Genomic DNA, 14,187 nt, shown 5'->3' on the forward strand with positions numbered 1-14,187 from the left:
TTTAGAGATAAGAAAACTCCTCTGATTATTCAGAGGAGTTTTTAATTTAAGGACTAGTTACTAGTTTCAGTGCTGCTTGAGTCAGCGTTATTTTCTGTAGCTGTTTCTGTTTCAGAAGTTTGACTTTCTTCTGATGAAGAACTTTCTTCACTAGATGATTGGCTAGATGAAGATTCTTCTGAAGAGCTTGAACCGTAGATGTTGCTGTAGACTGAAGTTGATGATGGTGAGTAAGTGTATTTGCTTGAGCCGCTTAGGTAAGCATAGCCACCACTTGTGTAAACACCTTTTGGAACTTCAAAGTCTTCGCTACCACTACCATATTGTTCATTAAGATAGCTTTGCATAGCTTTGTAAACATCAGCTGCAACATTCAAACCATTTCCGTAGATTGGCGTCATGCGGTTTTTATAACCTGTCCAAACGGCCATTGAATATTTAGAAGTGTAACCAACAAACATTTCGTCAGGAGCCATTGTACCAACAACACTGTTGTAAATACCAGTTGATTCTTCGATTTCAGCGAGTTCGTCGTCTGAGTAGTTTGAAGTACCAGTCTTACCAGCTTGGTAAACACCTGAGATAGCAGCTTCAGTACCAGTACCGTAAGTTAGTACTGTTTTAAGCATTGATGTCATCAAATATGCTGTTGTTTCTTTCATTGCACGGCTACCAGATGTATCAAATGTTTTGCTTGTACCGTCGTTGAATTCAACTTTGTTAACATATTGAGGTTCGTAGTAAATTCCTCCGTTAGCGAATGCGGCATAAGCAGAAGCCATTTTTTCGCTGCTTGCTCCGTATTTCTCATCGGAATCACTTGTTGAACTTGAGATAGCATTTGAGTAGTAAAGTTGTGGGTAATAAATACCAAGACCTTCTAAGAATGATTTAGCTTTGTTTAAACCAACAGATTCGAGTGCCTTAACAGCAGGAACGTTACGTGATTGTTGGATAGCTGTTTGGATTGTCATATTACCATAGTATTGGCGGTCCCAGTTATAAATTTGGGTAGAAGTACCAGGCCAATAAGCTTTACTATCGCTAGTAATGTCAGAAGTGCTTGTGTAAACACCATTTTCAATTGCTGGAGCATAGTCTGTGATAGGTTTCATTGTAGAACCCCAGTCGCGGTCTGTAAGGACTGCTTGGTTAGTTCCGAGTGAAACAGTTGTGTCTTGATTACGTGAACCGAGTTGGGCGATAACTTTACCTGTTTGAACATCAACGATTGTTGAGGCGACTTGTAAATCAGAGTCAGGATATGTTACGTAATAGTCTGTGTTGTAGACATCCCATAGATATTTTTGAACATCAGTATCTACGTTTGTGTAAACTTTTAGACCAGCAGAGTAGATGTCTTGACCTGTCTTATCGCTAACTTCTTGGATGACTTCTTTAATGTAGTTATCAAGGTAAGGTTCGTAGCTTGTAGACTCTGTAAGAGTTTGTAGACCATCTGTAACCGGTGTAGCAACAGCAGTATCATATTCAGATTTAGTGATGTTACCATCTTCGTACATTTCAGAAAGAACTGTGTCACGACGGTTTTGTGCAGCTTCTGGATTTGTGTAAGGGTCGTATTGACTAGGAGCTTGAGGAATACCTGCAAGTAAAGCCAATTGAGCGATAGACAAATCTTTCAAGTCTTTACCGTAGTATGACTTAGCTGCTGTTAGCATTCCGTAGTTACCATTACCCATGTACACTTTATTGATGTAGAAAGTTAAAATTTCTTCTTTAGTGTACTTACGTTCCATTTGGAGTGCAAGCCAAGCTTCTTGAGCTTTACGTTTCAAAGTTTGGTCTGATTCACTTGTTGAGAAGTAAGCCAATTTGATTAGCTGTTGGTCAAGTGTTGATCCACCTTGAGTGCTCGAACTTGTAAAGTTATTTAACGCAGCACCTAGAATACGGTAAACATCGATACCACGGTGTTTGAAGAAACGTTTATCTTCGATTGATGTAACGGCATTAACCAAGTTTAGTGGAATACTGTTTGCTGAGACGCTTTCGCGTTTTTCAGAACCTAAGTCAGCGATTAGTGAGCCGTTAGAATCGTAAATCAAACTTGAGTTAGTAGATGATAGTTTGCTAGCTGTTAGCTTAGGTGTGCTGCTAACATAAAAAGCAAAAACTAATCCACCAATGACAAAACCAGCAACAACTAATGACATTATAGTGATTAAGGCATATCTAAGTACCTTAATAGCTGTCTTGTTGGATGTGGGTTTATTTGATCGTCTGTGTTTTGTTGTTTTCTTTTTAATTGTGATCACCGCCTAAAATTTTTTGATCGATAATATCCAAATAAGGAACCTGAGGGAGTGAACTTGTCGTCACCATATATCCATTTTTTCTGATATAATCAAGTGGCATGGATTTGGTTCCGAGATTGATTTGGTAAAAGTCCACTAAAGCACTAGCAGGTAAGTAATAAGTTTCCTTAATTGTTGAAAAATGAAGTAATACAAAGCAAATCCCATCTTGCTTTAAGACATGTTCCATGTGCTCAATCTGGTGGGCATGAAAATTTTTAAGTGGCATGGATGTCTTTTGCCGAGTTTCTTTAGCTTCAAAGTCAATATAGCGACCTTTATAAACGCCAGAATAATCGGTTGTTGATGCTTGACGAAAGTAAGCTTCTACAATTTTTGCACGGCTTCTTTTAGGATAATCAACTTTTACAATTTGAATTGGGGTTGGTTTTTTGTGAATAACAGCAATATCTCGAGATAAGTAGTAATTATTAGTTTCATTGATTGCTGCTTCAAAACTCATCCCACGGTTAGCAAAATTAATTGTTGATTTTTTTACCTTTTTAGAAGCTGGGGCTGCTTGTTTTCGAATAATATGATGTGGATAATTAACCATAAAACTCCTAACATTCATGCTTAAGTCAATATAAGCACTACTATTATAACATATTTTTAGAAAGGAAACAGAATATGACTGCAATTCTCGTTACAGGCTACAAGAGTTTTGAGCTTGGCATTTTTCAAGAAAAAGACGAGCGAATTAAGGTTATCAAAAAAGCAATTAAGCATGATTTTATTCGATACTTTGATGAAGGTGTCGACTGGTTGATTTTTATGGGAAATCTTGGATTTGAATATTGGGCATTGCAGGTTGCAAAAGAGTTGCAAGAGGAGTATGATTTTAGTATTGCTACAATTTTTACATTTGAAAATCATGGGCATAACTGGAATGAAGCTAATCAGATGAAACTCAGCGAGTTTAAGCAAGTTGATTTTGTGAAGTATTCTTATTCAGATTACGAAAATCCAAGTCAATTTAGAAATTACAACCAATTTCTGGTTGATAATACAGATGGTGCATATCTTTTTTATGATTCAGAAAATGAAACGAATTTAAAATATTTACTTCATGTGATGCAAGAAAAGTCGGATTATCCTATCCAATATCTGACTTTTGATCGCCTTAATGAATTTCTTGAAGATTGGTAATAAATTTTTAATATGAATTAAAAGTAAATGCTTGATTTTTCACTAAATTTTCTGTAACATATATCTTGATATGACGATTTCATATTCTAAGGTTAACTAGAATAGTTTTGTTTGGAGAGAGATAGAATGGCAAGTATTATTTATAGTCCAAAGGACATTTTTGAACAAGAGTTCAAAACTAGCATGCGTGGTTACGATAAAAAAGAAGTAGACGAGTTTCTTGATGATGTTATCAAAGATTATGAAAGTTATATTTCACAAGTTCAAGAACTACGTGCTGAAAATGAAAAATTGAAACAACAACTGGCTGCTAAACCTAAAGCGCCATCAGCTCCTTTTGTCGCACCGCAAGCGGATCATGCGCGTGTGGCTCAAACGGCAACTAACTTTGATATTTTGAAACGTATCAGCCGTTTGGAAAAAGAAGTATTCGGTAAACAAATTACTGAATCATAATTACTATTTAAGTACTAACTTTGTATGTGTCTTATCTTCATTTGAAGGTAAGGATGATAAATTGCAATTTTTGGATAATCGCGTGGTACCTTACGTACCATGAGGAAAGTCCATGCTAGCACTGGCTGTGATGCCGGTAGTGTTTGTGCTAGGTGAATTAATAAGCCTAGGGACATCTTTTTGATGTTACGGCGAGTGAAAAAGCTAAGTCTTTTGATATGCTTGAATAGCTCTGAAAAGTGCCACAGTGACGTAGTTCTTGGGAAAACCCGAGAAGTGGAACGCGGTAAACCCCTCAAGCTAGCAACCCAAACTTTGGTAGGGGCACGGGATAGTAGGAAACGAACGATTTATCCTGACTGGAAACAGTAGACAGATGATTATCGAAGGAGATAAGACCTAGTTATCTCTGGAACAAAACATGGCTTATAGAAAATTGCATATAGGTATCTAGCTAGCTTAGGCTAGCTTTTATTTTTGCTGTATTTTAATACTAAATCATCAATTGTTTTGGTATTTTAAAATTAATTAAATTTTGCTAGCTTTAAGCTGGTAAAACGTGTTAAACTTATAGATAAGTATTTGATGAAATAGGAATGTGTGAATGAAAAAAACATTTAATTTAGTAGCGACAGCAGCCGCTGGACTTGAAGCAGTTGTTGGACGTGAAATCCGTGATTTAGGGATTGATTGTCAGGTTGAAAATGGTAAAGTACGTTTTCAAGGTGATGTTAGAACCATTGCTGTGACAAACCTTTGGTTGCGTGCCGCTGACCGTGTCAAAATTATTGTTGGAGAATTTCCAGCGCGCACTTTTGAAGAACTTTTCCAAGGTGTTTATAAACTTGATTGGGAAAATTATTTGCCACTTGGAGCAAAATTTCCAATTTCAAAAGCAAAATGTGTCAAATCAAAATTGCATAATGAGCCAAGTGTTCAAGCAATTAGTAAAAAAGCCGTTGTTAAAAAACTTCAAAAAGTTTATCACCGTCCGGATGGTGTTCCATTGCAGGAAAATGGTGCTGAATTCAAAATTGAAGTTTCTATTTTAAAAGACAAAGCAACTGTCATGATTGATACAACAGGTGCTAGCCTTTTCAAACGAGGTTATCGTGTTGAAAAAGGTGGTGCTCCGATTAAAGAAAATATGGCAGCAGCTATTATTGAGTTGTCAAATTGGTATCCTGATAAACCGTTGATTGATCCAACTTGCGGTTCAGGAACATTCTGTATTGAAGCTGCTTTAATCGGGATGAATATCGCTCCAGGTTTTAACCGTGATTTTGCTTTTGAAGAGTGGAATTGGGTGGATGCTGATCTGGTTCAGCAAGTTCGCGATGAAGCTGAAGAAAAAGCTAATTATGACGTTGAACTTGATATTTCAGGTTTTGATATTGATGGGCGCATGGTTGAAATTGCTAAGAAAAATGCTGAAGAAGCTGGGCTTTCTGATGTTGTAAAATTTAAACAAATGCGTCTTCAAGACTTGAAAACTGATAAAATCAACGGTGTTATCGTTTCTAACCCTCCTTATGGTGAACGATTGCTTGATGACAAAGCTGTCGACATCCTGTATAATGAGATGGGTCAGACATTTGCACCACTTAAAACGTGGAGTAAATTTATTCTGACTAGCGATGAACAGTTTGAACGAAAATACGGGTCACAAGCTGATAAAAAACGTAAATTGTACAATGGTCCTTTGAGAGTTGATTTGTATCAATTTTACGGTGAACGTGTTAAACGCTCTGCTATCGCGCAAGCAAAAGAAAAGTAAGGAATGTAGCGCTTAACAGCTTAGTTAGGCAGTTGAGATTTTATTTAGAGAGGTGACCAAAACATGTCAGAGAAAAAAGACATGCCGTCTTCAGAAGAGCAAGACGGGCTTAACTTGCAAGATGTTAAAAATCTAACCATTGAAGAAGCTGTTCGAAAAGATTCTGAAAGGAAAGCTGGAATTACTGAGTCTGATGGCGTTTTAGATAAGTATATTAAACAGCACCGAGATGAAGTAACATCACAAAAATTTGAAACAAAGCTATCTGATTTTGAAAATTTAGATACAGAAGCTTTGGATAACTTTATTAAAAAACAACGTGAAGAACTTGTTAATAGTGGTATTGTCAGCAAAGAAGTGTTCGAAGAAGCTGAAAAAGTTCAAGCAGAACCAGTTGTTGAGGATGTAGAACCATCTGAAACATTAAGTGAAGTTGTTGAAGAAACTGTAGAACCTGCAAAAGAAGTTTCAGAACCTGAAGTTGTAGAAACAAAAGAAGCTTCTGTCGAAGAAACACCAACTGATGACAAAGAAGTTGTTGATGAGATTAAAGAAGTTGAAGCGAAAGAATCAAGCGCTGATGAACAAGTTTCTACCACAGTTGAGGAAGAATCCAAAACAGCTGATGAATCAATTGCGATTTCTTCTGATGATGACAAGCCTTCATCTAAGAAAAAACGTGTGATTATTGGTGGTTTGGCTGCTTTGGTTGTAGCTATCTTTGGAGCTGGCTATGGATTACACTACGCCAAAGATTCAAGTACTACAGTTGCAAGTTCATCAACAATTTCAACTACGAAAAAAACTTCAGCAAGTTCAAGTGCTGCTAAGAAAGCAAAAGAAGCGAAAGAAGCTTTTGATGATGTTTACGCAGCGCTATTTACTGATGATACTAAAACGAAGTTGAAAAATAGTGAGTTTGATAAAATCTCAGTATTGAAAGAAAAATTAGATGCCTTGAAAGGAACTGATTTTTACGATGCTGCTAAAAAACAATACGACACTGTTGCAGCTCACATTACTGCTATCAAAGCAATCAACGCTTTATTTGATAAAGATGTCATCGTAGATGGTAAAAAAGTTTCAGGAACTGTAAAAGCTGATGCTAACTTTGATAACTTGTCTAGTGATGTTTTAAATACTGGTGATGCTAATTTGGATAACTTACTTCAATCTGCTATCACTGAAGGTAAAAAACAATTAACATCTAAGACACAATCAAGTAGTCAAGAACAGGCTGCAAGTTCTGCTAGCCAAACAGATAGCAGTGAAGCTTCTTCTACAGAATCAACTTCTAATACATCAAACCTTCAACGCGATAAAAGTCGTGTTCCATATAACGAATCTGCTATTGCTGATTCAGGAAATGCCGCTTGGACATTTGGTGATGGTGTACTTGAAAAAGTTGTTTCAACATCACAAGCACGTGGTTATTTCTCAGGTGATGATTATATTCTTGAAAAAGTTAACATCATCAATGGTAATGGCTACTACAACATGTTTAGAAAAGACGGAACATATCTATTCTCAATCAACTGTAAAACAGGTTACTTTGTAGGTAATGGTTCAGGTCATTCTGACGCATTGGATTATTAATGAAATGTTCAAAAAGCTCTCCTTTTGGAGGGCTTTTTTGATTTTTAAAGTGAAATTTTGAAAAATACTTGAAAGAGTTTCAAAAAATTGACAGCAAAATTTGAAAGCGCTATAATTGGCGTAACTTAAAGATTAAGGGGTGATATTATGGTAAAAGTAGCCATTGTTACTGGTGCAGGTCAAGGGATTGGCTTTGCTATTGCAAAACGTCTTCACGAAGATGGTTTTAAAATTGGAATCTTAGATTATAATCAAGAAACAGCAGAAAAAGCTGTTCAGGAACTTTCTCCTCAAGATGCTTATGCTGTTGTAGCAGATGTTTCTAAGCGTGAAGAGGTTGCTAAAGCATTTGCTCAGGTTGTTGAACATTTTGGGGATTTATCGGTAGTTGTGAATAATGCAGGAGTCGCTCCAACAACACCTCTAGAAACAATCACAGAAGACATCTTCGAACGTACTTTTGCCATTAATGTCGGAGGTGCAATTTGGGGTGCTCAAGCGGCTTTGGCAGAATTCAAAAAATTAGGTCACGGTGGTAAAATTATTAATGCATCATCTCAAGCAGGTGTGGTAGGTAACCCAAATTTGACTGTTTATGGTGGCAGCAAATTTGCCATTCGCGGTATTACACAAACTTTGGCGCGTGATTTAGCAGATTATGGTATTACAGTAAATGCTTATGCGCCAGGTATTGTTAAGACGCCGATGATGTTTGATATTGCCCATGAAGTTGGTAGAAATGCAGGTAAGGACGATGAATGGGGAATGCAAACATTCGCTAAAGATATTACTCTTAAGCGGTTATCTGAACCAGAAGATGTGGCTAAAGCTGTCAGTTTTTTAGCAGGACCTGATTCTGATTACATTACTGGGCAAACCATTATTGTTGATGGTGGTATGCAATTCCATTAAAATTATTATAAAAGGCAGAGAGAATCTCTCTGCCTTTTATGAAACAAAAGCTAGCAAAGCTGACTTTTGTTTTTTAAACAATATGACGTTCAAATGGATCGTCTGAGATACCATCTTTAAGAATGAGTTTAGCCCATTCTTTAGCTGTAAATAGACTGTGGTCTTTGTAGTTACCGCAAGATTCGATAGTTGTACCAGGAACGTCTTCCCATGATGTTACATTAGCAATTTCTTCCAAACTTGATTTGATGACTTTTGCGATTTCAGTTGTGCTGTGTTTGCCCCACATAATCATGTGGAAACCAGTACGGCAACCAAAAGGTGAGCAGTCAATCATTCCGTCAATGCGTTCACGGATAAGTTTTGCAAACAAATGTTCGATAGTGTGTAACCCAGCAGTTGGAATAGCATTTTCGTTTGGTTGAACGAGACGAATATCATAGTTTGAAATAACATCTCCTGAAGGTCCAACTTCTTCAGAAATCAAACGAATATAAGGTGCTTTAACGAGAGTGTGATCGAGTTCAAAACTTTCAACAGTTACTTCTTTTTTAGACATAATAGCCTCCTTTGTATTGTTTTAATAATCATATCATAAATTTTAGTAAAACGCTTTACAATTTTAAATTGTGAAAAAATTTGTTTTATGGTAAACTTGAAAGTAGCTTTCTATAGATGAAATCTAAAATTTTTATTGAGGTAAAAACATGCCAAATATTATTATCTTGATTGTTTTTGCCCTCATTGGTTTGATAGTTGGTTATGCACTGATTTCGATTAGACTTAAGTCTGCGAAAGAAGCTGCAGAACTCACTCTTTTAAATGCAGAACAGGATGCTGTCAATCTACGTGGAAAAGCTGAGTTAGAAGCTGAACACATTAGAAAATCAGCTGAGCGAGAAACAAAAGCTCATCGAAAAGAATTACTGATCGAAGCAAAAGAAGAGGCTAGAAAATATCGAGAAGAGATTGAAAAAGAATTTAAATCTGAAAGACAAGAGTTGAAACAAATGGAAACTCGTTTAACAGAACGAGCGTCTTCTCTTGATCGCAAGGATGAAAATCTAACCAGCAAAGAAAAAGTGTTGGATAGTAAAGAACAAAGTCTAACCGATAAATCTAGACACATTAATGAGCGTGAAAAACAAATCGGAGAACTTGAAGAACAGAAAAAAGCCGAACTTGAACGTGTTGCATTGATGACGATTGCTGAAGCGCGTGAAATTATTTTAACAGAAACAGAAACTAATTTAACGCACGAAATTGCTACTCGTATCAAAGATGCTGAACGTGAGGTTCGTGATAAGTCTAACAAACTCGCTAAAAATATTCTCGCTCAAGCCATGCAACGAATGGCTGGTGAATACGTTACTGAACAAACTATTACAACTGTTCATTTACCTGATGATAGCATGAAAGGTCGTATCATTGGACGTGAAGGTCGTAATATTCGTACTCTTGAAAGTTTGACTGGTATTGATGTCATCATTGATGACACTCCAGAAGTTGTCGTTCTTTCAGGATTTGATCCAATTCGTCGTGAGATTGCTCGCATGACCTTGGAAGCTTTGATTCAAGATGGTCGTATTCATCCAGCGCGTATTGAAGAATTGGTTGAAAAGAACCGTTTGGAAATGGATAACCGCATTCGTGAATATGGTGAAGCTGCTGCTTTTGAAATCGGTGCAGTAAACTTGCATCCTGATTTGATTAAAATCATGGGACGTTTGCAATTTAGAACTTCATATGGTCAAAATGTCTTACGTCACTCTGTTGAAGTTGGTAAGATGGCAGGTATTCTTGCTAGTGAACTTGGTGAAAATGTGATGCTAGCTCGTCGCGCTGGTTTCTTACATGATATGGGTAAAGCAATTGACCGTGAAGTTGAAGGTAGTCACGTTGAGATTGGTGCAGAGTTCGCTCGCAAATATAAAGAAAATCCAATCGTCGTTAATGCTATCGCTAGTCACCACGGTGATGTTGAACCAGAAAGTGTTATTGCTGTAATCGTTGCGGCTGCTGATGCTTTAAGTTCAGCTCGTCCAGGTGCTCGTAACGAGTCAATGGAAAACTACATCAAACGTCTTCGTGATTTGGAAGAAATTGCGACAAGCTTTGACGGCGTTCAAAATAGCTACGCTTTGCAAGCTGGTCGTGAAATTCGAATCATGGTACAACCAAATAAAATTTCCGATGATGAGGTAACAATCATTGCGCATAAAGTTCGTGAAAAGATTGAAAATAATCTTGATTACCCAGGTAATATTAAGGTTACAGTCATTCGTGAACTACGTGCGGTTGATTACGCAAAATAATGAAATAGACAAAAAGAGGTACGTTATAAACGTACTTCTTTTTAATAGCAAGAGCTTGTAAATTTTCTTGAAAAATAGCCTTATCTTTGATATACTAGACTGTAGTCTAATTGATAAAAAGCAAGTCTTAACTTGTAGTCTATAATAAGGAGAGTGGCATGACCGAACGTGGTTTGTTAATTGTTTTCTCAGGACCTTCTGGGGTTGGTAAGGGAACAGTTCGCCAAGAAATTTTTTCAACACCTGATCATAAATTTGAGTATTCTGTTTCTATGACAACACGCCAAAAACGGCCTGGAGAAGTTGATGGCGTTGATTATTTCTTCCGAACTCGTGAAGAATTTGAAGAGCTTATTAAAAATGGTCAGATGTTGGAATACGCTGAATATGTAGGTAATTACTATGGCACACCACTGACTTACGTTAATGAAACTCTTGATAAAGGAATTGATGTTTTCCTTGAAATTGAGGTTCAAGGTGCCCTTCAAGTTAAGAAAAAAGTTCCAGATGGTGTATTCATTTTCTTGACTCCACCAGATTTGGATGAATTAAAAGATCGTTTGGTCGGTCGTGGTACTGATAGCGAAGAAGTTATTCGCCAACGTATTGAACGTGCCAAAGAAGAAATTGCTTTGATGCGTGAATACGATTATGCTGTAGTTAATGATGAAGTGCCTTTGGCAGCTGAACGTGTTAAACGCATTATTGAAGCAGAACACTTCCGTGTTGATCGTGTGATTGGTCGTTACAATGACATGATTAAAGACATTGATTAAAAGAGAGAAAAGAGAAAAAAGCTATGATGTTAAAACCTTCTATTGACACTTTGCTTGATAAAGTGCCTTCAAAATACTCACTTTGCATTCTTCAAGCTAAACGCGCTCATGAACTTGAAGCAGGTGCTAAACCAACTCAAGAATTCAAATCTGTAAAAGCTACTTTGCAAGCTCTTGAAGAAATCGAATCTGGTAACGTTGTTATCCACCCAGATCCAGAAGCAAAACGCGCAGCTGTTCTTGCTCGCATTGAAGCAGAACGTTTGGCTAAAGAAGAAGAAGAACGTAAAATCAAAGAACAAATTGCTAAAGAAAAAGAAGAAGGAGAAAAAATCTAAGGTATTTTATCTTAGATTTTTCTTGTAATAAATCATTGTGATAAAGTAAACAAGTGTTAAAACATTACTTATCATGATGATTATTCTTTTTTTCGGTAGAATAATGCTGATTTTTTAGCTCAAGAGTCATTAGAAAGGAGAGTTATGGTGAAAATTGCCCAAGTTATCGTCGATGTTCCCTTGATGCAGACGGATAAGCCTTTTTCATATCTTGTCCCAGACGATATGCAAGACCAAATCGTTTTAGGGTCTCGTGTGCATGTTCCTTTTGGACGTGGCAATCGTCTTTTGCAAGGGTTCGTTGTTGGCTTTACTGAGAATATGCAAGGTCAAGCTAATCAACTCAAGGCTATTTGTGAAGTTTTGGATTTTGAACCTGTTTTGAATGAAGAACAACTTAAGCTAGCTGAGCAAATGCGCCATACTGTCTTTTCATATAAGATTTCAATTTTGAAATCAATGATTCCAAATCTCCTTAATTCTCAGTATGATAAAAAGCTGATTCCAAGCGAAGATTTGTCACAAGAAGAGAGATTAGCATTATTTGGTGAAAAAGAGAGCCGTCTCCATTCTACTTTGTCAGAAGATGAGACTAAAAAAGTTGCACGACTAGTTCAGGCTGGAAAGATAACTGTAGAATATTTAGCAAAAGACAAAAAGAATATTAAGACAGAAAAATATTATCAAGTTCTGTCTGATAAACTTGCAGCTGCCGAGATTTCAGCTCGTGCTAAGAAACGTTTGGAGCTGCAAGAATATCTGCTTGAACATCCTGATGAAGGAAAATTATCAGATTTGCATCAGCTATTTTCACGTGAAGTTGTCAAATTTTTTGTAGAAAATCAGCTGATTAAAGTCATTGAAAGAGAGAAAAAACGTTCAGATGTCTATTTTGATGTTGCAACAACTAAGTTTCTTGATTTAAATGATGAACAAGCTGCAGTTGTTGAAAAAGTTACAAGTCAAATTGGAAAAGACTCTAAACCTTTCTTGCTAGAAGGTGTGACAGGTTCAGGTAAAACTGAAGTTTATCTTCATATCATTGATAAGGTTTTAAAGCTCGGCAAGACAGCCATTGTTTTGGTACCTGAGATTTCATTGACACCGCAGATGACGAATCGCTTTATTTCACGTTTTGGTAAGCAAGTGGCAATTATGCACTCAGCTTTATCTGATGGTGAAAAATTTGATGAATGGCGAAAAATCAAATCTGGTCAAGCTCGAGTGGTGGTTGGCGCCAGATCGGCTATCTTTGTTCCAATGGAAAATATTGGAGCCATCATTATCGATGAGGAACACGAGGCAACTTACAAGCAAGAATCTAATCCACGTTATCATGCGCGTGATGTGGCTTTGCTACGAGCAAAATATCATAAAGCAGTTCTGTTAATGGGCTCTGCGACACCAAGCATTGAAAGTCGCGCTAGGGCTAGCCGTGGCGTTTACCAATTTTTACAATTGACTCATCGTGCTAACCCACTCGCTAAAATTCCTAAAGTAGACATTGTTGATTTTCGCGATTATGTTGGGCAACAAGAAGTCAGCAATTACACACCTTATCTCTTAGAAAAAATTGCTGACAGATTGGAAAAACGTGAGCAGGTCGTTCTCATGCTAAATCGCCGTGGGTATTCGAGCTTTGTCATGTGTCGTGATTGTGGTTACGTAGATGAGTGCCCAAATTGTGATATTTCATTGACACTTCATATGGATACAAAGACCATGAATTGTCACTATTGTGGTTTTGAAAAAGCTATCCCACATACTTGTCCAAGTTGTCATAGCCGCAGTATTCGTTACTATGGAACTGGGACTCAAAAAGCCTACGATGAATTAAAAGAGGTTTTTCCGCAAGCTCGTATTTTACGAATGGATGTTGATACAACGCGCAAAAAAGGTGCTCATCAGCAAATCTTGGATAAATTTGGAAATCATGAAGCAGATATTCTACTTGGAACTCAAATGATTGCAAAAGGACTTGATTTTCCAAATGTGACTTTAGTTGGGGTTTTAAATGCGGATACGTCTTTGAACTTGCCTGATTTTAGATCATCTGAGAGAACGTTTCAATTGCTAACGCAGGTAGCAGGACGTGCAGGGCGTGCAGAAAAAGAAGGTGAAGTTCTCATTCAAACTTATAATCCTCAGCACTATGCCATTAAGTTGGCTCAAAAGCAGGATTATGAAGCATTTTATGCTTATGAAATGGGAATTCGCAAGCAACTGTCTTATCCGCCATATTATTTTACGGTTGGTTTGACTTTATCGCATAAAGATGAGCAGACAGTTGTGCGCAAGTCTTTTGAAATCTTGCAACTCTTGCGTCAGCATTTATCTGATAAAATCAAGATTTTGGGGCCAACACCTAAGCCGATTGCAAGAACGCATAATCTCTATCATTATCAGATTATTATTAAATATCGCTTTGAGAATCATTTAGAAGAGGTCTTGAACTACATTTTGGACATGACGCAATTACCTGAAAATAAAGATTTGCGACTTGTGATTGACCATGAGCCACAGAATTTTATGTAGGCTTTTGCTATGCTA

General features: G+C 37.1%; 12 protein-coding genes and 1 other RNA gene. 10 read left to right on the plus strand and 3 right to left on the minus strand.

The genetic code is table 11. The features are described 5' to 3' along the window. Window positions 1–53: 53 nt before the first annotated feature. Both pbp1a and recU read right to left on the minus strand, forming a co-directional pair. A complete protein-coding gene (gene pbp1a / locus ACN0NP_RS06955; protein ID WP_287969231.1) occupies window positions 54–2,279 on the minus strand; it encodes a penicillin-binding protein PBP1A in 2,226 nt (741 codons plus the stop codon). Further along, window positions 2,266–2,874, minus strand: a complete 609-nt coding sequence (gene recU, locus ACN0NP_RS06960) for a Holliday junction resolvase RecU (protein ID WP_024344642.1) — start codon at window positions 2,872–2,874, stop codon at window positions 2,266–2,268. Before recU ends, pbp1a begins: the two co-directional genes overlap by 14 nt. 74 nt (window positions 2,875–2,948) lie before the next feature. On the opposite strand from recU, the gene ACN0NP_RS06965 reads away from it, so the two are divergent. The 6 genes from ACN0NP_RS06965 to ACN0NP_RS06990 all read left to right on the plus strand — a co-directional run bounded on the left by ACN0NP_RS06965 (window position 2,949) and on the right by ACN0NP_RS06990 (window position 8,208). Beyond that, the gene (locus ACN0NP_RS06965; RefSeq protein ID WP_423217018.1) at window positions 2,949–3,467 is read left to right on the plus strand and encodes a DUF1273 domain-containing protein; all 519 of its coding nucleotides are present in this window, start codon (window positions 2,949–2,951) and stop codon (window positions 3,465–3,467) included. Window positions 3,468–3,593: 126 nt separating this feature from the next. Beyond that, a complete protein-coding gene (gene gpsB, locus ACN0NP_RS06970) occupies window positions 3,594–3,923 on the plus strand; it encodes a cell division regulator GpsB (protein ID WP_021141777.1) in 330 nt (109 codons plus the stop codon). 66 nt (window positions 3,924–3,989) lie between these two features. After that, window positions 3,990–4,357: RNase P RNA component class B (gene rnpB, locus ACN0NP_RS06975), an RNA gene on the plus strand. 170 nt (window positions 4,358–4,527) lie between these two features. Next, on the plus strand, window positions 4,528–5,700 hold the full coding sequence (locus ACN0NP_RS06980) for a THUMP domain-containing class I SAM-dependent RNA methyltransferase (RefSeq protein WP_423217019.1): 1,173 nt from the start codon (window positions 4,528–4,530) through the stop codon (window positions 5,698–5,700). Window positions 5,701–5,763: 63 nt separating this feature from the next. Further along, window positions 5,764–7,296 carry a cell division site-positioning protein MapZ family protein gene (locus tag ACN0NP_RS06985; RefSeq protein WP_423217020.1) on the plus strand — a complete coding sequence of 511 codons (1,533 nt, stop codon included), beginning with the start codon at window positions 5,764–5,766 and terminating at the stop codon, window positions 7,294–7,296. Between the two features lie 147 nt (window positions 7,297–7,443). Continuing rightward, window positions 7,444–8,208, plus strand: coding sequence for a (S)-acetoin forming diacetyl reductase (locus ACN0NP_RS06990; protein ID WP_423217021.1), 765 nt, complete (start codon window positions 7,444–7,446; stop codon window positions 8,206–8,208). A gap of 73 nt (window positions 8,209–8,281) precedes the next feature. Here ACN0NP_RS06990 and ACN0NP_RS06995 read toward each other — a convergent pair whose 3' ends face one another. Further along, the gene (locus ACN0NP_RS06995; RefSeq protein ID WP_003067349.1) at window positions 8,282–8,767 is read right to left on the minus strand and encodes an S-ribosylhomocysteine lyase; all 486 of its coding nucleotides are present in this window, start codon (window positions 8,765–8,767) and stop codon (window positions 8,282–8,284) included. Between the two features lie 148 nt (window positions 8,768–8,915). Between ACN0NP_RS06995 and ACN0NP_RS07000 the strand changes: the two genes are divergently transcribed. From ACN0NP_RS07000 to ACN0NP_RS07015, 4 genes are all read left to right on the plus strand, one after another. Beyond that, window positions 8,916–10,523: a ribonuclease Y gene (locus ACN0NP_RS07000; protein WP_021141782.1), complete on the plus strand. Its 1,608-nt coding sequence runs from the start codon at window positions 8,916–8,918 to the stop codon at window positions 10,521–10,523. Window positions 10,524–10,681: 158 nt separating this feature from the next. Further along, window positions 10,682–11,299, plus strand: a complete 618-nt coding sequence (gene gmk, locus ACN0NP_RS07005; protein ID WP_003063524.1) for a guanylate kinase — start codon at window positions 10,682–10,684, stop codon at window positions 11,297–11,299. Window positions 11,300–11,322: 23 nt separating this feature from the next. Further along, window positions 11,323–11,637, plus strand: a complete 315-nt coding sequence (rpoZ, locus tag ACN0NP_RS07010; RefSeq protein ID WP_003067343.1) for a DNA-directed RNA polymerase subunit omega — start codon at window positions 11,323–11,325, stop codon at window positions 11,635–11,637. 144 nt (window positions 11,638–11,781) lie between these two features. Continuing rightward, on the plus strand, window positions 11,782–14,172 hold the full coding sequence (locus tag ACN0NP_RS07015; protein WP_423217022.1) for a primosomal protein N': 2,391 nt from the start codon (window positions 11,782–11,784) through the stop codon (window positions 14,170–14,172). The last annotated feature ends 15 nt before the right edge of the window (window positions 14,173–14,187 follow it).

It is taken from the genome of Streptococcus equinus (genome assembly GCF_049393805.1).
Classification (GTDB): Bacteria; Bacillota; Bacilli; order Lactobacillales; family Streptococcaceae; genus Streptococcus; species Streptococcus equinus.

Bases quoted from the DNA above. Each gene is read 5' to 3' on its own strand.
- ACN0NP_RS06980 (WP_423217019.1), top strand. From the start codon at position 4,528: ATGAAAAAAACATTTAATTTAGTAGCGACAGCAGCCGCTGGACTTGAA.
- ACN0NP_RS06965 (WP_423217018.1), top strand. From the start codon at position 2,949: ATGACTGCAATTCTCGTTACAGGCTACAAGAGTTTTGAGCTTGGCATT.
- ACN0NP_RS07000 (WP_021141782.1), top strand. From the start codon at position 8,916: ATGCCAAATATTATTATCTTGATTGTTTTTGCCCTCATTGGTTTGATA.
- ACN0NP_RS06990 (WP_423217021.1), top strand. From the start codon at position 7,444: ATGGTAAAAGTAGCCATTGTTACTGGTGCAGGTCAAGGGATTGGCTTT.
- rpoZ (WP_003067343.1), top strand. From the start codon at position 11,323: ATGATGTTAAAACCTTCTATTGACACTTTGCTTGATAAAGTGCCTTCA.
- gmk (WP_003063524.1), top strand. From the start codon at position 10,682: ATGACCGAACGTGGTTTGTTAATTGTTTTCTCAGGACCTTCTGGGGTT.
- ACN0NP_RS06985 (WP_423217020.1), top strand. From the start codon at position 5,764: ATGTCAGAGAAAAAAGACATGCCGTCTTCAGAAGAGCAAGACGGGCTT.
- recU (WP_024344642.1), bottom strand. From the start codon at position 2,874: ATGGTTAATTATCCACATCATATTATTCGAAAACAAGCAGCCCCAGCT.
- ACN0NP_RS07015 (WP_423217022.1), top strand. From the start codon at position 11,782: ATGGTGAAAATTGCCCAAGTTATCGTCGATGTTCCCTTGATGCAGACG.
- ACN0NP_RS06995 (WP_003067349.1), bottom strand. From the start codon at position 8,767: ATGTCTAAAAAAGAAGTAACTGTTGAAAGTTTTGAACTCGATCACACT.
- gpsB (WP_021141777.1), top strand. From the start codon at position 3,594: ATGGCAAGTATTATTTATAGTCCAAAGGACATTTTTGAACAAGAGTTC.